This is a genomic window from Nocardia sp. CA-129566, assembly GCF_050956075.1.
GTDB lineage: Bacteria > Actinomycetota > Actinomycetes > Mycobacteriales > Mycobacteriaceae > Nocardia.
The window spans coordinates 5,718,017-5,739,610 of sequence record NZ_CP192085.1 but is presented as its reverse complement, the minus strand read 5'-3'; the positions used below and the strand labels follow the sequence as shown (position 1 = coordinate 5,739,610).

23 protein-coding genes, 1 pseudogene and 1 riboswitch are annotated in these 21,594 nt (G+C 66.2%); of the genes and pseudogenes, 12 read left to right on the top strand and 12 right to left on the bottom strand.

All coding sequences use genetic code 11. The features are described from left to right. Nucleotides 1-64 precede the first annotated feature (64 nt). From ACQP0C_RS24830 to gcvP, 7 genes are all read left to right on the top strand, one after another. Nucleotides 65-649 (top strand): CDP-alcohol phosphatidyltransferase family protein, encoded by a 585-nt coding sequence (locus tag ACQP0C_RS24830; RefSeq protein ID WP_433734646.1) that lies wholly within the window; start codon nt 65-67, stop codon nt 647-649. A gap of 116 nt (nt 650-765) precedes the next feature. Beyond that, nucleotides 766-1,164, top strand: a complete 399-nt coding sequence (gene gcvH / locus ACQP0C_RS24825; RefSeq protein WP_354956476.1) for a glycine cleavage system protein GcvH — start codon at nt 766-768, stop codon at nt 1,162-1,164. A 170-nt stretch (nt 1,165-1,334) separates the two neighbouring features. Next, entirely contained in the window at nt 1,335-1,820 is a 486-nt protein-coding gene (odhI, locus tag ACQP0C_RS24820) for an oxoglutarate dehydrogenase inhibitor Odhl (protein ID WP_354956478.1), read from the top strand. A gap of 73 nt (nt 1,821-1,893) precedes the next feature. Next, a complete protein-coding gene (gene ftsR, locus ACQP0C_RS24815; protein ID WP_433723568.1) occupies nt 1,894-2,730 on the top strand; it encodes a transcriptional regulator FtsR in 837 nt (278 codons plus the stop codon). Nucleotides 2,731-2,890: 160 nt separating this feature from the next. After that, nucleotides 2,891-3,364 (top strand): bifunctional nuclease family protein, encoded by a 474-nt coding sequence (locus tag ACQP0C_RS24810; RefSeq protein ID WP_062985690.1) that lies wholly within the window; start codon nt 2,891-2,893, stop codon nt 3,362-3,364. Nucleotides 3,365-3,551: 187 nt separating this feature from the next. Next, nucleotides 3,552-4,151 (top strand): MerR family transcriptional regulator, encoded by a 600-nt coding sequence (locus ACQP0C_RS24805; protein WP_330254661.1) that lies wholly within the window; start codon nt 3,552-3,554, stop codon nt 4,149-4,151. A gap of 133 nt (nt 4,152-4,284) precedes the next feature. Beyond that, nucleotides 4,285-4,385, top strand: a riboswitch (glycine riboswitch). 173 nt (nt 4,386-4,558) lie between these two features. Beyond that, nucleotides 4,559-7,363: an aminomethyl-transferring glycine dehydrogenase gene (gcvP, locus tag ACQP0C_RS24800; RefSeq protein WP_433723566.1), complete on the top strand. Its 2,805-nt coding sequence runs from the start codon at nt 4,559-4,561 to the stop codon at nt 7,361-7,363. A gap of 47 nt (nt 7,364-7,410) precedes the next feature. Here gcvP and ACQP0C_RS24795 read toward each other — a convergent pair whose 3' ends face one another. The 4 genes from ACQP0C_RS24795 to ACQP0C_RS24780 form a co-directional block, all read right to left on the bottom strand. Beyond that, nucleotides 7,411-7,893 (bottom strand): SRPBCC family protein, encoded by a 483-nt coding sequence (locus tag ACQP0C_RS24795; protein ID WP_433723564.1) that lies wholly within the window; start codon nt 7,891-7,893, stop codon nt 7,411-7,413. Continuing rightward, on the bottom strand, nt 7,890-8,225 hold the full coding sequence (locus ACQP0C_RS24790; protein ID WP_433723562.1) for an ArsR/SmtB family transcription factor: 336 nt from the start codon (nt 8,223-8,225) through the stop codon (nt 7,890-7,892). The genes ACQP0C_RS24795 and ACQP0C_RS24790 overlap by 4 nt, the downstream gene beginning before the upstream one ends. 470 nt (nt 8,226-8,695) lie before the next feature. Beyond that, nucleotides 8,696-9,376: a hypothetical protein gene (locus tag ACQP0C_RS24785; RefSeq protein ID WP_433723560.1), complete on the bottom strand. Its 681-nt coding sequence runs from the start codon at nt 9,374-9,376 to the stop codon at nt 8,696-8,698. 48 nt (nt 9,377-9,424) lie between these two features. Next, nucleotides 9,425-10,012 (bottom strand): TetR/AcrR family transcriptional regulator, encoded by a 588-nt coding sequence (locus ACQP0C_RS24780; protein WP_433723558.1) that lies wholly within the window; start codon nt 10,010-10,012, stop codon nt 9,425-9,427. A gap of 60 nt (nt 10,013-10,072) precedes the next feature. Here ACQP0C_RS24780 and ACQP0C_RS24775 point away from each other — a divergent pair, with 60 nt between their 5' ends. Continuing rightward, nucleotides 10,073-11,413, top strand: a complete 1,341-nt coding sequence (locus ACQP0C_RS24775) for an ABC-F family ATP-binding cassette domain-containing protein (protein ID WP_433723556.1) — start codon at nt 10,073-10,075, stop codon at nt 11,411-11,413. A 142-nt stretch (nt 11,414-11,555) separates the two neighbouring features. Next, entirely contained in the window at nt 11,556-12,383 is an 828-nt protein-coding gene (locus ACQP0C_RS24770) for a Vgb family protein (RefSeq protein ID WP_433734645.1), read from the top strand. A gap of 102 nt (nt 12,384-12,485) precedes the next feature. Here ACQP0C_RS24770 and ACQP0C_RS24765 read toward each other — a convergent pair whose 3' ends face one another. From ACQP0C_RS24765 to ACQP0C_RS24745, 5 genes are all read right to left on the bottom strand, one after another. Then, complete coding sequence (locus ACQP0C_RS24765; protein ID WP_433723554.1) at nt 12,486-14,150, bottom strand: VWA domain-containing protein; 1,665 nt, start codon at nt 14,148-14,150, stop codon at nt 12,486-12,488. A gap of 120 nt (nt 14,151-14,270) precedes the next feature. After that, a complete protein-coding gene (locus tag ACQP0C_RS24760; protein ID WP_433723552.1) occupies nt 14,271-14,540 on the bottom strand; it encodes a WhiB family transcriptional regulator in 270 nt (89 codons plus the stop codon). Between the two features lie 27 nt (nt 14,541-14,567). Then, complete coding sequence (locus ACQP0C_RS24755) at nt 14,568-15,113, bottom strand: HNH endonuclease (RefSeq protein ID WP_433723550.1); 546 nt, start codon at nt 15,111-15,113, stop codon at nt 14,568-14,570. Nucleotides 15,114-15,352: 239 nt separating this feature from the next. Continuing rightward, complete coding sequence (locus ACQP0C_RS24750; protein ID WP_433723548.1) at nt 15,353-16,255, bottom strand: cutinase family protein; 903 nt, start codon at nt 16,253-16,255, stop codon at nt 15,353-15,355. Nucleotides 16,256-16,645: 390 nt separating this feature from the next. After that, complete coding sequence (locus ACQP0C_RS24745; protein ID WP_433723546.1) at nt 16,646-17,785, bottom strand: acyl-CoA dehydrogenase family protein; 1,140 nt, start codon at nt 17,783-17,785, stop codon at nt 16,646-16,648. Nucleotides 17,786-17,857: 72 nt separating this feature from the next. On the opposite strand from ACQP0C_RS24745, the pseudogene ACQP0C_RS24740 reads away from it, so the two are divergent. Further along, nucleotides 17,858-17,935, top strand: a pseudogene (locus ACQP0C_RS24740) (winged helix-turn-helix transcriptional regulator); the annotation flags it as partial. Nucleotides 17,936-18,046: 111 nt separating this feature from the next. Further along, a complete protein-coding gene (locus tag ACQP0C_RS24735; RefSeq protein WP_433723544.1) occupies nt 18,047-18,397 on the top strand; it encodes an SCP2 sterol-binding domain-containing protein in 351 nt (116 codons plus the stop codon). Between the two features lie 14 nt (nt 18,398-18,411). On the opposite strand, the gene ACQP0C_RS24730 is transcribed toward ACQP0C_RS24735, so the two are convergent. Continuing rightward, the gene (locus ACQP0C_RS24730) at nt 18,412-18,642 is read right to left on the bottom strand and encodes a hypothetical protein (protein WP_433723543.1); all 231 of its coding nucleotides are present in this window, start codon (nt 18,640-18,642) and stop codon (nt 18,412-18,414) included. Nucleotides 18,643-18,840: 198 nt separating this feature from the next. Here ACQP0C_RS24730 and ACQP0C_RS24725 point away from each other — a divergent pair, with 198 nt between their 5' ends. Beyond that, entirely contained in the window at nt 18,841-19,452 is a 612-nt protein-coding gene (locus ACQP0C_RS24725) for a DUF4232 domain-containing protein (RefSeq protein WP_433723541.1), read from the top strand. A 142-nt stretch (nt 19,453-19,594) separates the two neighbouring features. On the opposite strand, the gene ACQP0C_RS24720 is transcribed toward ACQP0C_RS24725, so the two are convergent. Together ACQP0C_RS24720 and ACQP0C_RS24715 are read right to left on the bottom strand one after the other, a co-directional pair. Then, nucleotides 19,595-20,884, bottom strand: a complete 1,290-nt coding sequence (locus tag ACQP0C_RS24720) for an acyl-CoA dehydrogenase family protein (RefSeq protein ID WP_433723539.1) — start codon at nt 20,882-20,884, stop codon at nt 19,595-19,597. A 2-nt stretch (nt 20,885-20,886) separates the two neighbouring features. Then, on the bottom strand, nt 20,887-21,534 hold the full coding sequence (locus tag ACQP0C_RS24715; RefSeq protein ID WP_433734644.1) for a TetR/AcrR family transcriptional regulator: 648 nt from the start codon (nt 21,532-21,534) through the stop codon (nt 20,887-20,889). Nucleotides 21,535-21,594: the final 60 nt, after the last annotated feature.

The following is a 21,594-nucleotide window of genomic DNA, read 5'->3' as shown; positions in this document are numbered from 1 at the left end:
GAAGACGGAACCGGGCGAACGCGCCGACTCCGGCACGGGCGATGACGACCCGGCCGTCGGCGGCATCTTCGCCGACCGCATCCTCACCGTCCCGAATATCTTGAGCGTGCTGCGACTGGTCGGCGTTCCACTGTTCCTGTGGCTGCTGCTGGTGGTGCGGGCCGACGGCTGGGCGTTCGCGCTGCTGGTGGCCAGCGGCGTCACCGACTTCCTGGACGGCAAGCTGGCCCGGCTGCTCGACCAGTCCTCGCGGCTCGGCGCGCTGCTCGACCCGTTCGTGGATCGGCTGTACCTGGTGACCACGCTGGCCGCCTTCGTGATCCGCGGGCTGCTGCCCTGGTGGGTCGCGGTGATCCTGATCGGTCGTGACGCGATCCTCGCTCTGACTCTTTCGGTGTACAAACGCCGCGAACTCGACCCGCCGGAGGTCATCTACCTGGGCAAAGCGGCCACCTTCGGTTTGATGTCCGCGCTGCCGTGGCTGCTGGCCGGTCAGATGGACTGGGCGCTGGCAGGTTTCGGTCGCGCCTTCGGTGGGGCATTCCTGGTCTGGGGCACGACGGTGTACGTGTGGACCGGCGTGCTCTACCTATGGAAGGCTTTCGCCGTCGCGCGAGCGATACCGGCTGTGCCACACCGCAGTGAGTAGCGATTAGAGTTGCCTTGTACACCCGTAGCGACCTGTTGCGGGTCGCTCGGAACGATCAGTGGTGACTGCCCGCAGGTCGCTCGACAACGATCTGCCGATCGAGGAAAGGACGGCCTGTGACCCAGACCCCCGAGGATCTGCGCTACACCGAGGAACACGAATGGGTGCAGCGGATCGGCCCGACCCGGGTTCGGGTGGGTATCACCGACTACGCCCAGTCTCAACTCGGTGACGTTGTGTTCGTGCAGCTGCCCGATGTGGACAAGGACGTGGCCGCGGCGGACAGCATCGCCGAGGTGGAGTCGACCAAGAGCGTCTCCGACATCTACGCCCCGCTCGCCGCGAAAGTCGTTGCGGTGAACGAGGATCTGACGTCGACGCCGGAAACGTTGAACAGCGATCCCTACGGTGACGGGTGGATCTTCGAGCTCGAATTGAGCGACGAGGCCAGCACGGATGCGGCACTCGGTGCACTGCTGGATGCCGCGGGTTATCAAGGAGTTATCGGGGGCTGACCAAGCCTTCCCGGTTCTACCTGCACGGGTACGCCCTGGCAGGGTACGGTCAATGCCAACAGATGTGCCGGCGCTTGGCAGCCGGTGTTCTAGCGTCAGGATCCCCAGGTCGTGGCGGTGAAGGCAGCACCTGCTTGCATGGATAATCAGGTTCGAGGAGGAGAGAAACGGTGAGCGAGAACAAAGACCCGGGTTACGGGGAGACCGCGGCCGAGACGACGTCGGTCTTCCGCGCGGATTTCCTGAACGAGGTCGACGCGTCGCGCTCCGCTGAGGTGACCGGCGAACAGCCGGTCCAAGGGGTCGAGGGTCTGCCCGTTGGTGCAGCCCTCTTGGTCGTCAAGCGAGGCCCGAACGCGGGCTCGCGGTTCCTGCTCGATCAGCCGACCACGTCGGCGGGGCGCCATCCCGACAGTGACATCTTCCTGGACGACGTCACCGTCAGCCGTCGGCACGCCGAGTTCCGGCAGGACGACGATTCCTTCCAGGTGGTCGATGTGGGCAGCCTCAACGGCACCTACGTCAACCGGGAGCCGGTGGACTCCTCGGAGCTGCAGAACGGTGACGAGGTACAGATCGGCAAATTCCGCCTCGTGTTCCTCACCGGACCACGGGCCCAGGTTAACGAGCCATCGGCGGGTGCGGGCAGCCTGTGACTCCTGCGGCACGGATTATGCGTGTCGGTGGTGTTGACAGGGAAGAACGCTGTGTCATGAAAGACTCGGTGCTATGACGGGCGCGGCGCAGTGGGCTCGCGGAGGCATGTCGATCGGCTCCGTGCTGGACCTGCTGCGACCGGACTTTCCGGACATCACCATTTCCAAGATTCGGTTCCTCGAGGCCGAGGGGCTGATCAGACCCGAGCGCACACCGTCGGGTTATCGCAGGTTCTCGATCGCGGACTGTGAACGGCTCAGATTCGTTCTGACCGCACAGCGCGATCAGTACCTGCCCTTGAAGGTGATCAAGGAACAGCTCGAAGCGATCGACAGCGGTGCGGCGACGCTCGGTGTGCGGGAAGCCCGCGCCCGGGCGCACTCCGGCCGCAGCGGTGCGCCGGAGGCCGGGCATTCATCGCCCGACTCCGCGCCCACCGCAACACCTTCGGCGCATACCGCGGCGCGCACCGCGGCGCCGCGCAAACTCGGCGTCGTACCCGGTGAGATCTCGCCCGACGAGCTGCGATTCGATCACGAAATCCGCCTCACCCGCGCGGATCTGCTCGCCCAGGCCGAGATCGACGAGAAATTCCTGAGCGATCTGATCCGGGCCAATCTGATCACGCCGGGTGCGGCGGGATTTTTCGACGCGGACGCGGTGACACTGGCCAAGACCGCCAAAGCGATGGCCGAATTCGGGCTCGAGGCACGGCATTTGCGCGCCTTCAAGCTGGCCGCGGATCGCGAGGCCGCGCTGGTGGCGCAGATCGCGGCCCCGATCGCCAAGAGCCGCGACGCCGGTGCGCGGGCCCGCGCGGAGGAGACGGTGCGCGAACTTGCGGCGCTGTCACTGACGCTGCACACCTGTCTGGTGAAGGCTTCGGTGCGGTCTTCACTCGGCGGCTGAGATTTCCGACGGGTTTCGCTTTGCGTCCCAGAGGGGCAACACGCCGATTTCGGCTGTGCACACGGAATGCTTGACGCCTCGCGGTTCGCTTAGACTCGTGGTACGGCGAGCTCTGCAGCGGTCATGCCGGGCGGCCGGCGAGTCATTGGGAGGCAGTGCGATGAGTGAGATGCGCGTTATCGGCATTCGTGTCGAGCAGCCACAGAACCAGCCCGTGCTGTTGCTCCGCGAGGTGTCCGGAGACCGGTATCTGCCGATCTGGATCGGGCAGGCCGAGGCGACCGCGATCGTGCTCGAACAAGAGGGGGTGACCCCGATCCGTCCACTGACTCACGATCTGATCAAGATCCTGATCGCCGACCTCGGGCACACCCTCAAGGAAGTGCGAATCGTCGATCTGCAGGAGGGCACCTTCTACGCGGATCTGGTCTTCGACAACGATCTGCGGATCTCGGCCCGGCCGTCGGATTCGGTAGCGATCGCCTTGCGGGTGGGTTGCCCGATCTATGCCGAGGAACCGGTGCTCGAAGAGGCCGGGCTGGTCATGCCGGACGAGCGCGAAGACGAGGTGGAGAAGTTCAAGGAGTTCCTCGAATCCGTTTCGCCGGACGACTTCAAGGCCACCGACAGCTGAGCCGCCGCGCGAGGGCGGCGCGTTGGCGAAACCCTTTCTTCTAGAGGTGAAGTAGAGGTCGAGACTCCTACCGCGCGTCGCGTTTGGTCCGACGATGCCGCTCCCGGGAGAATCACAGGGAGTAATCTCGATAGTTGGGCCACGTCCGTTACGGCCGGTCGTTGGTCGTGACGGAGCCGGGTCATCGATGAGGCTAGGCGTCGGCGAAGCAAGGGAGTGGTCAGTGGCAGAGCAATCGCAGGATGTGGTACAGCCAGGCCTGTTCCCGGATGATTCGGTGCCCGACGATTTGGTCGGCTATCGCGTCCCCAGCGCATGTCAGGTGGCCGGGATCACCTACCGGCAGCTCGATTACTGGGCGCGCACCGGATTGGTCGTTCCCTCCATCCGTGGGGCCGCGGGTTCGGGTAGCCAGCGCCTGTATTCGTTCAAGGACATTCTGGTCCTGAAGATCGTGAAGCGACTATTGGACGCGGGTATCTCGCTGCAGAACATTCGCATCGCCGTCGACCATCTGCGCAGCCGCGGTGTGCAGGACCTCGCGGGCATCACCTTGTTCTCCGATGGCACCTCGGTGTACGAGTGCACCTCGCCCGAGGAGGTAGTCGATTTACTGCAGGGTGGGCAGGGCGTCTTCGGAATCGCGGTCAGCGGCGCCATGCGGGAACTGACCGGAGCCATCGCCAACTTCCCGGCCGAGCGGGCCGTGAGCGGCAGCGCGAGCGAACGGCCGGAGGACGAACTGTCCTTCCGTCGCAAGGCTCGGATGAACCGGAAGACCGGCTAGGAACCGATGCGTCGAGTGCCCGTCGCTACAGCGGCGGGCACTCGTCCGTTCCGCCGAAGTGATGAGCGCTACACGCCCATCCGGGGTCCAGTGGCGTCATTCGTTGCGCGCGCGGCATAAACTGGCGGTGCGTCGCCGCCGTGCGGGAGAGTTCCGGACTTCACAAGAGTTCGGGCGCCGAAGGAGCAGCACCTCCCCGTCAATCTCTCAGGCAAAAGGGACCGTACGGGCTTCGACGTCTCTGGAAAGTGGCGACTCCGCACAACGCGGCGGTTGCCCGCCCATGGGGAAAGGGGTCTCGGCACCTGCGTCGTGGCACCCGAATCTCTCAGGCTCCACGACAGAGGGGGAGGGCCGGTATCCGTCGACCGCAGTTGGTCGACCCCGCCCGACCTTGGGAGCTTGTCGTGACTCGATCATTCGCCGACCGTCATATCGGACCCGACCGGGATGAACTCGCCCGGATCCTGGACGTCGTCGGCGTCGGCTCGCTGGATGAGCTCGCCACCGCGGCGCTGCCCGCGAGCATTCTGGACGGCTCCGGACTCGAGGTGCTGCCGCCCGCCGCGACCGAGCACGAGGTGCTCGACGAACTGGCCGCGCTCGCGCATTCCAATACCGTCGCCACCTCGATGATCGGGCTCGGCTACTACGACACGTTGACCCCGCCGGTGCTGGTGCGCAGCCTGCTGGAGAATCCGGCCTGGTACACCGCGTACACGCCGTACCAGCCCGAGATCAGCCAGGGGCGGCTCGAGGCACTGCTCAACTTCCAGACCATGGTGTCGGACCTGACCGGGATGGAGGTGGCCAATGCGTCCATGCTGGACGAGGCCACCGCCGCCGCCGAGGCCATGACGTTGCTGCGCCGGGCGGGCAAATCCACCTCCGCGCGCCTGCTGATCTCCGATGATCTGTTCCCGCAGACCAAGACCGTGCTGCAGACCCGCGCCGAGCCGCTGGGAATCGAGATCGTCGAGGCGGATCTGTCCGGCGGTGAACTGCCCGATGGCGAGTACTTCGGCGTGCTGGTTCAACTTCCGGGTGCTTCGGGTCGGATCGTGGACTGGCGGCCGGTGATCGAGGCGGCGCACGAGCGGGGCGCGTTGGTCGCGGTCGGCGCGGATCTGCTTGCGCTGACGCTGATCACGCCGCCGGGGGAGCAGGGTGCGGACGTATGTTTCGGCACCACACAGCGTTTCGGTGTGCCGATGGGCTTCGGTGGTCCGCACGCCGGATATCTGTCGGTGCATGCCAAGCACGCGCGTCAGCTGCCGGGACGACTCGTCGGGGTATCCGTGGACGCCGACGGCCATCAGGCGTATCGACTCGCACTACAGACCCGCGAGCAGCATATTCGCCGGGAGAAGGCGACCTCGAATATCTGTACCGCGCAGGTGCTGCTGGCGATTGTGGCCGCGATGTACGCGAGCTATCACGGACCCGACGGACTGCGCGAGATCGCCCGGAGCGTGCATCGGCGGGCGGCGGCCATCGCGGCCGGACTCGATGGTGCCGTGGTGCACGACAATTACTTCGATACGCTGCTGGTGCGGGTGCCCGGCGGCGCGGAAGCCGTGGTGGCGAAGGCGAAGTCGAGCGGTATCAACCTGCGGCTTGTCGACGCGGATCACGTCGGTGTCGCCTGTGATGAGGCGACCACCGAGACCCATGTCGCCGCCGTGCTCGAATCCTTCGGCACCGCACTGACTTCCGAGACGAGCGGGCCCACGACGGCGGTCTCCGTCGAGACCCGCACCTCGGAGTTCCTCACCCATCCGGCATTCACCAGCTACCACACCGAAACCGCGATGCTGCGCTACCTGCGGCGGCTGTCCGACAAGGATATCGCCCTGGACCGCAGCATGATTCCGCTCGGCTCCTGCACCATGAAGCTCAACGCGACCGCGGAGATGGAGGCCATCACCTGGCCCGGCTTCGCCCGCGTGCATCCGTATGCGCCGGTAGAGGATGCGCCCGGCCTGCTGAAGGTGATCACCGATCTGGAGAACTGGCTGTCCGCGATCACCGGCTACGACTCGGTGAGCCTGCAGCCGAATGCGGGCAGCCAGGGCGAATACGCCGGACTGCTGGCGATCCGCCGCTACCACCTGGATCGTGGTGACGCGCACCGCGATACCTGCCTGATTCCCTCCAGCGCGCACGGCACCAACGCGGCCTCGGCGACCATGGTCGGCATGCGGGTGGAGGTCGTGAAGTGCCGCGCGAACGGTGATGTGGATCTGGACGATCTGCGCGCCAAGATCGCCGATCACGCGGAGCGGCTGGCCTGCATCATGATCACCTACCCGTCGACGCACGGTGTGTACGAGCACGAGGTCGCCGAGCTGTGCGCGCTGGTACACGATGCCGGTGGCCAGGTGTATGTCGACGGGGCGAATCTGAACGCGCTTGTCGGCCTGGCCCGTCCCGGTCGCTTCGGTGGTGATGTCAGCCATCTCAATCTGCACAAGACCTTCTGCATTCCGCACGGCGGCGGCGGTCCCGGTGTCGGCCCGGTCGCGGTGCGTGCGCATCTGGCGAAGTACCTGCCGGGTGATCCGCTGGAGACGGATTCGCACGCGGTGTCGGCGGCCCGCTACGGTTCGGCCTCGATTCTGCCGATCACCTGGGCCTACATCCGGATGATGGGTGCCGATGGTCTGCGTACGGCGACGTTGACCGCCATTGCGTCGGCCAACTACATCGCGCGCCGTTTGAACGAGTACTTCCCGGTGCTCTACACCGGCGAGAACTCGATGGTCGCGCACGAGTGCATTCTCGACCTGCGTGATATCACCAAGCGGACCGGTGTCACCGTGGATGATGTGGCGAAGCGCTTGGCGGACTATGGATTCCACGCGCCGACCATGAGCTTCCCGGTCGCTGGCACGCTGATGGTGGAGCCCACCGAGAGTGAAAACCTCGCGGAGCTGGACGAATTCATTCGCGCGATGATCGCGATCCGGGCCGAGATCGATCAGGTTGCCGCGGGGGTGTGGCCGGTCGACGACAATCCGCTGCGCGGTGCGCCGCATACCGCGGCCTGCCTGGTCGGGGAGTGGGACCATCCCTACAGCCGGGAGATCGCGGTGTACCCGCACGGTATCGATCCGTCGCGGGGCAAGGTGTGGCCTGCCGTGCGTCGCATCGATGGCGCCTACGGTGACCGGAACCTGGTCTGCTCCTGCCCGCCGCTGGACGCGTACTGACCGCTGCCGAGCCGCACCCTGTGATAGGTGCGGCTCGGTAGCCGCTTTTATTGTGCGGCAACCACTTTGCCGTAAGTGTTGACCAGATCGGGCCAGCCGCCCTCGCTTTGGACGCTGTCGCGCATGGATTCCCAACCCGTGCCGTGGTTCTCGAAGCCGGAGTGCACCAGGGTGACCGCGGTGCGCTCGGGCGTCACCGCATCGAAGGTGACATCGACGCGGCTGGCGCGGTCCGGATTCGTCTCGTGCTGCCAGTCCAGGCCGATCTCCCAGGAGAACGCGAAATGCCGCGGCGGTTCCCAGGCGAGTACGGTGCCCCAGGGGCATTCGGCGCCGTCGGTCTCTCTGCCGAAGCAGCGCCCGCCCTCCCGCGGTTCGATAACCTCCTGCGCCAGTTCACCTTTGCCGATGTGATGCGCACGCGGCCACCAGGTATCGATCCCATTGGTGAACACGTCGTAGGCCTTGTCGATCGGCGCATCGACGACGAGTTCGACCCGAACTTCCCTATCGCTCAACTGCTGTGTCATGGCTTCTCCTTTCTCGAGGCGTCGGCCGCCTGCCTGTTCACCTCGTCCTGGAAGGCCGACATCGCCGTCGACCAGAACTGCGTGAAGTACACACGAAGCCCGTCGATCCCCTGTGGGTTCAGCCGATACACCCGCTTGGTCCCCACCGCCTGGTCGACCACCAGCCCCGCCTCCTTCAGCACTTTCAGGTGCTGGGAAACCGCAGGCCGACTGACCGGCAACTCATCGGCCAACTCACCAACCGCACGCGGCCCCTTCCCGAGCCGCTCGAAGATCGCCCGCCGCGTCGGGTCCCCCAGCGCGTCCAACGCGGCATCTCGGTAAGCCTTCACGAACCGTAAGTCTATACTTACTGATAGCAGCTGTCCATAGGCTGGTCGCTTCCGCACCGCTCGAGTACGCTGTCGGACCACGTAGGACATTCGCGATGTGAGGACCTTCGCGACACGTTGATGGAATCCCTTGATCGCGCAGAGCGAGGACTCGACCCAGTGATATTCGGGGCCGAGAGGGTTGATGGCGGGTTCGGGTTCGGATCACGCTCTCGAGCGGCGTAGCGCATGCGGCCGCGCTGACGCCGAGGCGACCCAGCTCGGTCAAGATCAGATCGCTGCGGCGCTGAGCTGGGCGTGGCCATGTGGCGGTCATCTCCGCGAAGAGGGCATCCTCGTTTTCGACCCCGCGGCTGAGGATGGTCGAGCGGAGGGTTTGGGTGCGTGATCTTGCTGTGGGGCAGCGGGTTTGCCGGATGTAGGCGGCTGTCGCCGTAGTTGCGACCGAAATTGGGTCGCCCCACGCGGGATTACGCCGGGTCCGGCGCGGCCTCGGGTTCGAGTTCCGAGATCTCGCTGAGGGCTTCGATGCCCAGTTCCGCGCGGGTTGCATCGATGACGGCGCGTTCGTCTTGGACGGTGTTGGCAATTGCCTTGTGCCACAGTGCGCGGATGGCGTTGACATCGTCCATGGTTGCTTCCTCGTCGAGTTCGACCTTGAGGCGTTGCACGGTGATGCTCTGGGCTGCGGTGAGGGTGCGGAGGAGATCTTCGCAGCGGTGCGGGATCTTGGGGTTCGACAGGACGCGGAGTCGGGTGATGTAGCCGTTGCATGCGGAGATGCTCTGCTGTACTTCCTTGCCGAAAGTGTCCACGTCGTCGACGGATTCGGCCTTCCAATCGAGGGTGTCCCACAGGGTTTGGCGGACGTCGGCGGCGGCGAGCAGTACCGAGGAGATCGCGGTCAGGATCGATTCGCGTCGCCACTTGTCCTGTTCGCGGCGTTCTGCCGCGGCATTGGCAGTGTCGATGTTGCGTTGTGCGGTGGCGTGGGTTGTCTCGATATTGCGCTGTGCGGCATCGAGTGTGGTCCGGTTGCGCTCGTCGGCCGCGGTGATCGCGTCGCGGTTCGTCCGGTTGTTGATCAGGACGCCGATGAGCGCCGCGGCGGCGACGATGAGCGAGCTGAGAAGCGGAAGCCAGGAAGTCACCGGGTCATCATTGCACTGCGGGGGGCTCGGCTGTGCCCCGATCGGCCGTCAGAGCGCTCCCACGCGTGCTGCGGCCAGTGCGGCATCGGCCGCGCGGAGGGTGTCTTGCGTGGTCACCGGTTCGTGAGTGATGAACAGACGGTAGTAGATCGGCGCCACGGCGAAGCGGATTACCTCCTCGGCATCGACGGTGTCGGGGAGGTCGCCGCGAGCGATCGCGCGGCGGATGACCTCGGCGGACTGCGTGTGCCGGGCCGCGTAGAAGCGCCGGAGGGCTGCGGCCGCCGCGGAATTCTGCACTGCCGCAGCGATAAACGCACTCGCCACCGGTCCGGCATCGGGGTCGGCGAACCCGGTGCGCACCAGATCGGTGATGCCGCGCAGGTCATCGCCGAGTGAGCCGGTATCGGGAATCGGCCACGGCTCGTTCTCGGCGAGTTCGAGGGCGTCGGCGATGAGTCCCTCCGGGCTGCCCCAGCGGCGGTACACGGTGGTCTTGTGCACGCCGGAGCGTTGCGCGACGTTATCGACGGTCAGGCCCTGATAGCCGTGCAGGGTGAGTTCGGCCAGGGTGGCCTGGCGCACTGCGTCGCGGACGCGGGCGCTCCGGCCGCCTGGGCGCTTCTGCGTCTCCAAAGACAACTCCTGTTGCATTAGTTGGGCCGGCTTGTTAGCTTAAAGCTACACAAGTAGCGATTGGAGATCCATCTGACCACCCAACTGACTCTGCGGGGCGTATCGAAGTCCTATGGACAACGAGTCGTCCTCGAGCGCGTCACGGTGTCCATCCGGCCCGGTGAGCGCGCGGGCATCGTCGGCGAAAACGGTTCCGGCAAGTCGACTTTGCTGCGGATCATGGCAGGCATCGAGAGTTTCGATGACGGCGAGCGCACCGTGCGTGCGGCGGGCGGCATCGGACATCTGGCGCAGACTGTGCCCGGCCGCACCGTTGGCGAGGCCATCGATCTGGCGCTGGCCGAGTTGCGCGAGCTCGAGCAGCGGATGTGCGAGGCCGCCGAAGCCGAGGATATGGCCGCCTACGGTGAGTTGCTCACGGCGTTCGAGGCGCGTGGCGGATATGAGGCCGACGCTCGGGTCGACAAGTCGATGCACGGACTCGGCCTGGCGCATATCGAACGCGAGCGACCGATGCCGAGCCTATCCGGTGGCGAGCAGGCCCGGCTCGGGCTGGCGTGTCTGCTCGCCGCCTCACCCGAGGTGCTATTGCTGGACGAGCCGACCAATCACCTCGATGCGGCGGCCCTGGTCTGGCTGGAGGAGCGGCTGCGGACGCATGCGGGGACGGTGGTCGTGGTTTCGCACGACCGGACGTTCCTGGACCGGGTGGCGACCGCGATCGTGGAGGTCGAGGACCGCGATATCACCCGATTCGGTGGTGGCTACAGCGGCTTCCTCGCCGAGAAGGCCGCGGCGCGGGCGCGCTGGGAGCAGGCGTATGCCCTATGGCAGGACGAGATCGCGCGCCTCGAGGAGTTCGCGAATACGACGGCGCATCAGGTCGCGGTGGGTCGGGCGATGAAGGACAACAACAAGATGGCCTACGACCGCAATGCCGGTCGGGTGCAGAGTTCGGTGGCTTCGCGGGTTCGCCAGACGGCGGAGCGGTTGCGCAGGCTCCGGGATGATCCGGTGCGGCGGCCGCCCGAGCCATTGCGTTTTCGCGGGAGGTTCGGGACGGGGCGGACCACATCGTTCGAGATCGGTGCGCTGAGGCTCGGACCGCGAGATCGGGTGCTGATCCATGGGCCGAATGGTGCTGGCAAGTCGACACTGTTGGACAAGATCTACAACAGTGCGCGTGGCCGCGTCGGATATCTGCGCCAGCATGTGGTTTTCGATCCGGAGCCAACGGTGGCCGAGACCTATGGGCACGGTCGAGAGGCGCTGATGTCGACCGGACTGTTCCACCCGGACGCGCTCGATATTGCGGTGGGCGCACTGTCGGAGGGGCAGCGGCGCAGACTTGCACTGGCCGATCTGCTGGCGGGGGACTACGACCTGCTGCTGCTCGACTAGCCCACCAACCACTTGTCGCTGACGTTGGTCGAAGAGTTGGAAGGCGCGCTGCGCGACTACGCCGGTGCGCTCGTGATCGTGACGCACGACCGAGCGCTGCGAGCCCGGTTCACGGGAATGCAGATGGGAGTGGAACAGATTGATTGAGCTTTCCGGCGCGCCCTACGGGTTGGCGACCGGCCCGGATGGTGCGCTGTGGTTCACATTGGTATCGCAGGGCGCGATCGGGCGTTGTGCCGCAGGCGAAGTCGAGACCATCCAGCTCGATCCGGCAGACGGACAGCCGACCGTCATTGTCGCTGGACCGGATGGCGCCCTGTGGTTCACCGAGTTTCGCGGCAATCGGATCGGACGGGTCACGCCGAGCGGTGAAATCGGTATGTTCCCGGCGGATTCGCCGTACGGCATCACCACCGGCCCCGATGGCGCGATGTGGTACACCGAACTGCAGTCGAACCGGATCGCCCGCCGCGCCCTGAGCGGCGAGGTGACGACGTTTCCGGTCGAAGGCATGCCCTCCATGATCACGACCGGCCCGGACGCGGCCCTGTGGTTCACCCTGAACCAGGGCAACGGTATCGGCCGGATCACCACCGCGGGCACGCTCAGCGTCCACCCGCTGCCCACCGAAGCCGCCATGCCCGTTGGTATTACGGCTGGCCCCGACGGCGCCCTCTGGTTCGTGGAGATCGCCGCGGGCCAGATCGGCCGCATCACCACCGATGGCAAGATCGACGAATACCCTCTTCCGGACCGCACCGCCCGGCCGCACGCCATCACCACCGGACCCGATGGCGCCCTGTGGTTCACGGAATGGGTGGCCAACCGCCTCGGGCGGATTACCACGTCCGGCGAGATCACCGAATACGAGCTCCCCGGTGCCGAGCCGCACGGACTCACGACCGGCCCCGATGGCGCGATCTGGGTGGCAATGGAATCGGGCGCACTGGTGCGAGTGCCGACTCATTGAGTCGGCCTGCCTCGGCTCACCGTCTGTGCGGCAAGGGAATCCGTGTGTGCCGAGGGTCGTGCCGGAGAAGTCCGTGCGGGACAGCAGGACTCATCTCAGCCCCTATGGTGTCGTCAGCGCGTGGACTACCGCGGTTCCGAAGCTGATGTCGTCGGAGGTCGAGAGGCGGGTGTAGGTGCCTCCGGTGCGCTGGGCGGTGGTTTGCAGGGTTTCGGTGCCATTACCGCTGATGACGATCACATCGATACGGACCGGATGGGCGGGGTCGATGGCGGCGGTCAGTTCGGTGAGTAGTTTGGCTCCGGTCATGGTGGAGTCGTCGTCGGGGCCGTCGGTGATCAGCAGGATCGAATTGGTACGTCCTGCGGTGTATCCCTGGACCGCGGCGCGGTAGGCGGCCAGCAGTGCCGGGTAGGCCTGGTCGGGGCGAGAATCGGTGGGCTGCACCGTATCCAGCGCCGTATCGAGTGCGGTGCGCTGCTGGTCGCTCAACGCCGCGGTGGGAGTTTGGGTCTGGTACGGCTTGGTTCCATCGAGGTTCTTGCCGAAGGTCCATACGCCGAGGCCGAAGTCCGGCGGCATCACATTCATCGTAGAGCGAAGGGCGCCAAGGACATTCGAGAGCCGGGTAGTGGATCCATCGGTAGTGCCCATCGAGGACGAGACATCGAGCAGCACCGTAGCCTGCACTCCGAGAACAGGATTGGCGAGCGTGGCGCGGACCTTGTCCAGTGCGGTCCGCGGCGGCGCGGGTGCGGCAGCCGCCGGTGCCGCGGCGAATCCGGCGGCGGTGAAGGCCGCGGACTGTTGGGGCGCACGGAGGTAGTCGGCGAATATCGACGCGATCAGATTCTGCGTCTTGTCCACCCAGGCTCCCGACATCAGCGCGGCCGGATGATCGGCGACCGGTGCGGTTCCCACGGGTCGGAATGTGGCCGTACCGCCGAGCGACTTCAGTTGCTGCTCCGTAGCGGCCACCGCATGGATGGTCGAACTCGCACCACCGAGACCGGCCAGCGCGGCCGCGGTATCGGCCGCCTGCGGAGCCTTGACGGCGAGCCCGGATACCGCGGCGATGACCTGACCGGATTGTGCGGCCTTGTCACTGAGCGGATCGGTACCCGACATCGCCGAGCCGACCGCGGCCGCCGCGGCGAGGGTCGCGTCGCCGACAGGCAGTGCCATCCGCAGTCCACCCCAGCCCGACAGACCGAGATCGTCGAGCGAACCCTGTTGCAACCGTGGCAGATCCGCCCAAGTGATCTTGGCCTGTTCGAGCGCGTGCTGCAGCTCATCGGGTACCGCGAGCACGATGGGACTCAGTGCGACGGGTGCCGGATTGCCCTCGATGAGGCCGGGTACGCGCATGGATTCGATGGAGCGCATCGAATCGGCGATCCACAGTCCGGGCTGCGGTCCGAGCGCGCTGTTCCACGGCTTGCCGTTGGTGAATCCGGCGACGATCGCGGCGGACGGCTGGGCGGTAACCGCCACCTTCGCGCAGTGATCGCGCACCTTCGGATCGGTGGCGTTGTATCGGTCGGCGGCGGCGCGCACCGGGTCGACGAGTTCCGGATCGACCGTGACGAACAGCGTCGACGCCCCTTCCTTGCACTCGGCCGCGGCCGACTTGTCGCGATTCGCCGCGCGATCGCTGAGTTGTAAGAACGCGAAGACCGCCGCGACCAGCAGCAGAACGGCGATCACTGCGATAACCGGACCTTTGCTGACGCCCCGGGACCTGGTTCCGCTGCGATGTGTGCCCACGGGCATCAGTGTATGGTCACGCGAGATTTGCCGTGCCGGTGCTCCCGGGTACGAATGCATCGGCACGACGTGGCGGGCTGTCGGGACCGATCGCGGGTCGGTCGAACGAATCGGCCCCGATCAGGGGCGGATCATCCGTCCGCGATCGAACTCGTGTCCGCCCCAAACCCCGGACTGTCCGGTGCGCGCGGCAAATTCACCGCAGGCATCGCGGATCGGGCAGCCAGCGCAAACCTCACGCGCGTAGGTGAAGTCCTGCGACGGGTACGGGAACCACGCCTCGTGATTCGGGTCGCCACGGCAGGCCGCCCGATGCCACTCCCGGGAATCCGAGAGCGGGAGCAGGTCGGTCAGATCGACAACTGCGTTGATCTCCAATTCGACGGTCATTTCGAGCCTTCCCCTTTCTCTCTCGGCTCAGGTGGCGGCCAGCTGCTTCCAGATCCGCTGCTGTCGCTTGGCCATATCGTTGGGCGCCTTCGGCTCCCACAGCAACCGCATGCCCGCCTCCTCCGGCGTGCGGTCGGCCTTGGTCGAATTACACGGTGCGCAGGCGGCGATCAGGTTGTTCCAGGTGTTCGGACCACCGCGGCTGCGCGGCCGGATGTGGTCGACGGTGCGCGCCCAGGACGCGCAGTAACCGCATCGGTGGTTGTCCCGGCGCAGCACACCGGCCACTGTCGCGCGGCTGCCGTCGTGTACCCGTGTCACGTGGTCGAGGTAGACGTAGCGCAGCAAGCGGATCGTCTCCGGCAGCGCCAGCTCGACGTGTTCGGCCCGAATCGGGAAGTGCGGATCGCGATCCGCGATCGACTCCGCGGCGCGGTGCACGAGCAATACCACGGCCCGTTCGGCGTTGATCTCGGTGAGTGCCTCGTAGCTGGCATTGAGCACCAGTACTCGGGTGTGTATCCAGTTGTCGACAGTCAACACCACCGGATCGGTGGCACGGTGGAACGTCATGGGAATCACCATGTTTCGGGGGAGAGCGAGCGAATCGGGAGGAGGCGGCGGTCGGTCAGTTACCGGCCGGGAGGCGGCGGGTTACCCGCTCTACGCGCGCGTCATGCCGACGCTGGCTCGATACGACAATAGTCACGGCCGCCTCCTCCTTTCCGACGCTCTTCGATCACCGGCGGTATCGGGTGATCGTCATCGAAATCCATGGTGGCACAGCGTGCCCACCGCTGGCGACGGGTTTTTCAGGACAGGCCGACCAGCCACTGCCGCAGCCACGTGGTGGCGGTCGCGCCATCGGAGTCCACGACGTAGGCGGGGTAGCTCTGGTGCACGAACGAGTTGTAGAACCGCTCGAATTCCTGTTTGCGCTCGTGCATTTCCGGATCGGCGAGTTGGTTTTGGATCAGCGGGACCACCCCGGTCGCCGTCAGGTCGTCGATGATCACATCCGCCTCCTGCTGATAGCGCCACAGCTGCGCCGGATCGGGATCGGAGGCCTGGGCCAGGAATCCGGCCACGCGGGTGGCGAAATCGGTGGGTGGAGCTGCGCAGTAGAGGTCGCCGACGGCGCAGATGGTCCTGGTCTTCGGGGTGAGGAAGCCGAAGCCGCCGATGCGCGGGCCGCCCGCACCGGCGCCGTCCACCGCCGGTCCGACGAGCGCGTCGGTGGGGGAGCGGCGCGGATCGGAGATGAGGCCGACCGCGACGATGCGCTCGGGCCGGATGGGGCTCGTGCCGGTGCCGATTTCGGCGGCGAGATCGCCCGCCGCGTCGGCGCCCTGGCTGTAGCCGATCAGTGCGATCTTCGTCGCGCCGCACTGCCGGACCATCGCGGTGACCAGGCCGCGGGCAATATCGATGGCCTGCCGCTTCGAGCGCCCATAAACATCGGTTTCCCACGGGAATGCGGTCGCCGCATAGGTCACATAGTCGGTGCGGGTATTGGGCGGCAGGTTATCGGTGACGCTCGCGAGCATGCCCTCGCCGGGGTTGGCGTCGGAGGTCTCCCAGGTGCCGGGTATCGCCACGACGTACAGGTCGGGGCATTCTGGTGCGGCCGTGGCCGCACCCGCACAGGCGAGCGCGCTCGCCGCACCCACCATGACTGTTCCCACCACTGCTCCGATCAACTTGCGCATGAACATGGTCCACACCTCGGGTTGCTGGTTCCGAAGCGGCCGAGGGGCCGTACGCGACTGCTGCCGTCGCGTCGAACACAACCGTACGGTCTGACCAGGAGAAAATGTGGGACCACCGCACGGTGAAGGTCGGACAATCTCGCCGAATGTGGCAATGCTGGCTATTAGCTCGGCGTGGCGGCGGCTTGCCGGTGCGGACCGGGAGATGAAGGAGCCGCGGGCGAGGGTGCGCGGCTCCTTCATCGCGGACTAGGCAGCGTCGGTCGCCTGGTCCACGATTGTGGTGGTGACAGCCACCAATGGTTTCCCCTCCCACGCATCATCGTGTGAGCATCCATTCAACCCCCTCGACAAGCTTTCGTCCCGCGTTCGGGGATTCCGGGCGATCGGGTCGGGTCAACCGATCGGTGTGTGACCCAGCAGCACGCGCCCGGTGAACCGGGTCTGCCTGGCCCGCGGCAGCGGGTGGAACAGGCAGCCGTGGATGTCGCGGTACCACATCTCCAGTTCGCAGGTGCGCGAAAAGCCCGCGCCGCCAACGGTTTCAACGGCCAAGCGAACGGTCTCGACGAGTGCGTCGGCGGCGACGGTCTTGCGGCTGAGGATGCGCGCGGCGTAGGCATCGGTGTTGTCGAACCGCAGATTGTCCGAATCGGCGAGCATCGCGGCGATCAGATCCGCGGCGGTGGTGTGCGCGTTCATCATTTCGCCCGCGAGTTGGAAGGTGTGCGGCTCGGTGCGCTCGGCCACGAGTGCGGCGGTCAACTCGATCGCGGCGTCGGCGACGCCGAGATAGGCCGCCAGCACCAGTGGCAGGGCCGCGCCGATCACTACGTTCAGCACCGGGGGCCACACGTCGGCGGGGCGGGTCAGCGAGATCGCGGCATCGGGAACGAAGACATCCTCGAAGACCACCGTATGCGATCCGCTGGCGCGCAAACCAATGGTGTCCCAAGTCTTTTCGATGCGCATGCCGGCGGCGTCCAGCGGTACTGCGAAGTGCAGCACCTGCGGTCCCTGCGGCGCGTCGCCGCGACGGACGCTGGTCACCACCACATCGCCGACCTGGCAATCGCTGGCGGGCGCCTTGCGCGCGCTCATCAGGAAGCCGCCCTCGACCCGCTCGGCCCGGCCGTTGGATTCGACCCAGTCCGAGGCGCCGGTGCTGACCAGGATCGCGCCCGCGGCCACCTTGCCGAGTACCGCCGACGCGTCGATGCCGTGGTTGTGCCGCCAGAGTTGCGCGGCCACCAGATGGGTGTGCATCGCGAAGGCGACCGCGGTGGACGGGTCGTGGCGGCCGAGTTCGCGCAGGATCTCGCCCATATCGTGGTGCGAAACGCCGCCACCGCCGAATTCGATCGGTATGAGCGCGGCGGAGAGTCCGGTGGCGCGCAGCAGGTCGAAGGCCTCGACGGAGATGTCCCCGGTGCGGTCGCGCCGGGCCACATCGGCGCGCAGGGTTTCCCCCACCCGGCGCGTCAGGGTGATCCAGTCGGTGGTGGTGTCGGTGATGTCATTGGCGATAGTCGTCATGTTTCGAAGTTAGAAACGGTCGCGATAACCGAATAGTCCAGAAAGTGGACTCTCCCGGGGCTATCGCGCAGCCTGCTCGCCAAACGGCTGCGCCAATTCGAGCGGGCCGGACTGATCGAGAAGGTCGGCACCGAATACCTGCTCACCGCCGCCGGCCAGGAACTGGAGCCGATCCTGTTCGGCCTCGGCGAATGGGGTGCGCGCTGGACCTTCGGCGAACCGCGGCCCGATGAGTTGGATGCGGGTCTGCTGGTGTGGTGGATGCATTCGCGGCTGGATACGTCCTCGCTTCCGGGTAAGCGGCAGGTGCTGTGTGTGCGGTTCACCGATGATTTCCATCGCTACTGGATCGTCATCGAATCCGGCGTCGCCTCGGTCTGCGATTCCGATCCCGGTTATCCGATCGACGTCACCATCAGCTCCGATGTCGATTCGCTGTACCAGGTTTGGCTGGGCCGCATCCCGCTTCCGCACGCAATGCGAACGGGCCGAGTGGTGTTCAGCGGGCCGTCCGCGCTCACCCGGCGGATGCCGTCGGTGCTGCGATTGAGTCCTGTTGCGGGATATTCCGATCCCAGCAATGCGCTGGACCCGGCGACGCGCGCCTCGTAGTACCGCGACTGCCGTCAGGCCGTGGCCTCCCGCGCGTAGATGTAGTAGCGATAGACGCCGTCCCCGGGGTCGGCGCACAGCGGCCACTCGCGGTCGGGGGTGGACCACTCCCAGTCCAGTGCGAGACCGGCGTCTTGTTCGGCGGTCGACTTTGCCAGGTCCACCGAATTGTGGGTGGCCAGGGTCTGGTCGTCGGTGCCGCAGAACTCGCAGCTGTGCACCCGCCGTATCTCGTATGCGATCACTCGGTTACCTCCGGGGCATTCAGCCTAGACCGCTGGTTCGGGTGTGCACGATAACGTTCGGTGTGGTTGCGGCCGATAACAGCTCGACAGGCTCGTCCGGCCGGGGGGATCGTGCGTGTTGATCGGAGATATCCATCGCGGTGCCGCGCCGAATACTGTTGCGGCGCTGCGTCGACCGACAGCGCAAGGAAGTGTTCTATGTCGAAGATGAAGTGCGTGCCGTGGCTCGCGTGCGCGGCGGTGGTCGCCGTCGCGGGGTGCTCGAGTGGGACAACGGACACCGGGGCTCCGGCCTCGGTCGCGCCGCCGACGAGCGCACCGGCCGGGGCGTCGGGCACGCCGTCGGCTGGCTCGCCGAGTGCACCGTCCAGTGGCCGCACGACCGATGCCGTGCCAGCGTGTGCCGACGGTCAGGTCATTGTGGGGGCGGGCGAACAGTCGGCCGGTCTCGGGCACCGCAGCGTCACTTTGCACTTCTCGCTGGTCCAGGCCAGCGGTCCGTGCACCCTCACCGGATATCCCGGCGTGGATTCCGGTGCGGGCGGCCCGCTGGTGCACGCCGCCCGTTCGCTGCGCGGATACCTCGGCGGACTTCCGGAGGGTGTCGATGCGCCGCCGACCATCGTGCTCGATCGTGATCACGGCGTGGTGGCGATGGTCGAGGGCGTCGCCGTCGACGCGGCCGGGAACAACTGCCCCAGCTACACCAGCTTGCAGGTGACCCCGCCGAATACGACCGAAACCGTGCCGGTGGCGACCACGATCGACGTGTGTCAGCCGGAGGTCCATCCGGTGACTCAGCCCAGCTGAATCGAGCGATAACCCGATGACGAAGAACGGCTGCACGGTGAACTGGTGACACGACGGCCCAACCGGAGCGAGCCCGATGTGGCGAGCGGCTGTGGTGCCCACACGAACGACCGCCGATCGCCCGGCGGTCGCATCGTAGCGACTACAGGTTCCCGACGATGTGCTCGAGGCGGCGGGCGACGAGTTCGCGCGCCTGTTCGCGCAGTGCGGGGCGGTAGCCGCTGGGGTATACCGGGTCACCCGGCGTGTAGTCCTTCAGGACCTCCTTGGCCAGGGTGATCTTGTGTACCTCGGTCGGACCGTCGGCGATGGCCATGACCTCGGCGTAGTTCATCATGTCGACGAAGGGCAGGTCCTGGCTGACGCCGATGGCGCCGTGCAGATGCAGTGCGCGCTGGGCGATATCGTGCATGACCTTCGGCATGGCGACCTTGATGGCGGCAATATCCTTGCGCACCTTCAGATAATCCTGTTCCTTATCGATGCGCCAAGCGGTGCGCAGTACGAGCAGGCGGAACTGTTCCATCTCGATCCAGCTGTCCGCGATGCGTTCCTGGGTCATCTGCAGTCCCGCGAGCGGTCCCTTGCGCATGGGCCGCGAGACGGCGCGTTCGGCCATCATGTCGAAGGCCTTGCGGACCAACGCGACTGTGCGCATGGCGTGGTGTACGCGACCGCCACCGAGCCGGGTCTGCGCCACGATGAAGCCCATCCCCTCCTGGCCGAGCAGATGGTCGGCGGGCACCCGGACATCGGTGAAGCGCAGGTGGCCTTCGTGCTCGCTGAAGCCGTGTACGTGGAAGTTCTTGACGATCTCGAGGCCGGGGGTGTCGGCGGGCACGATGAACATCGACATGCCCTGATACGGGCTGACATCCGGATTCGTGACCACCATGACGATGTGGAAGCTGGCGAACTGCGCGTTCGAGTTGAACCACTTCTCGCCGTTGATGACCCAGGAGTCGCCGTCGCGCACCGCGTGGGTCTTGAACAGCGTCGGATCCGAGCCGCCGGTCGGTTCGGTCATCACATAGCAGGAACCGATCTCACCGGCCAGCAATGGCTCCAGGTACTTGGCCTTCTGCTCCGGCGTGCCGTAATGCGCGAGGATCTCCGCATTACCGGAATCCGGTGCCTGGCAACCGAATACCGACGGCGCCCAGACCGAGGTGCCGAGCACCTCGTTGAGCAGTGCGAGTTTCAGCTGCCCATATCCGGGGCCGCCGAGTTCGGGTCCCAGATGGCACGCCCACAGCCCCTGCTCCTTGACCTTCTCCTTCAGCGGCCGCATCAGCGCCATCGCCTCGGTATCGGTGCGGTCATAGGGATTCGGGTAGAGCAGGTCGAGGGGCTCCACCTCGGTGCGGACGAACTCCGCCACCCAGTCGAGTTTGCGCTGATATTCCGGATCGGTTTCGAAATCCCAAGCCATGGTCAGCCTTTCGTTGTCGTTGTCACGATGCCGTCGAGGACGGTGGATGCGAGGATGTCGGCGATCTCGCTGGGGGAGCGGCCGCCGTGCGGGCGGTACCAGAAGGTCACCATGTTGAGCATGCCGAGCACGCTATTGGTGACCACGTGGTCGTTCGTGCGCAGCAGGCCCGTCGCGTGGCCCGCGTCGATGACGCGCTGCCAGCACTCCTGCACCCCGTCGCGCATCTCCTGCAACTCCTCGCCGCGGTCGCCGGTCAGCGCGGTCACATCGCGCAATTGGATGGCGACCTCGCGGCGGTGCTCGATGATCAAGCCGACGTGACTGTGGATCAGCTTGCGCAGCTTGCTGATCGGGTCGTCGGTGCCGCGGGCGATCCGCTGCGCGTCGGTGAGCATCAGGTGGATGTAATCGCGCAGGATCTGCCAGAGCAGTTCTTCCTTGGATCCGATGTGGTAGTACAGCGCACCCCGCTGCACCCCCGCCCGATCACCGATTTCGGCGACGCCGGTGCCGTGGAAACCCTGCTCCGCGAACAGTTCCACCGCGGCCGCCACGATGCGCCCTCGGGTCGCCTCGGCCGTGGTCTCCGCAGCTGGTGGGCGGCCGCGGCGCCGGGCTGAAACCGTCTCCCGGCCACCACCGCTCATCGAATCGCTGCGCGATGCAGGCCCGCCCGTCTCCCGGCCACCACCCCCCATCGAATCGCT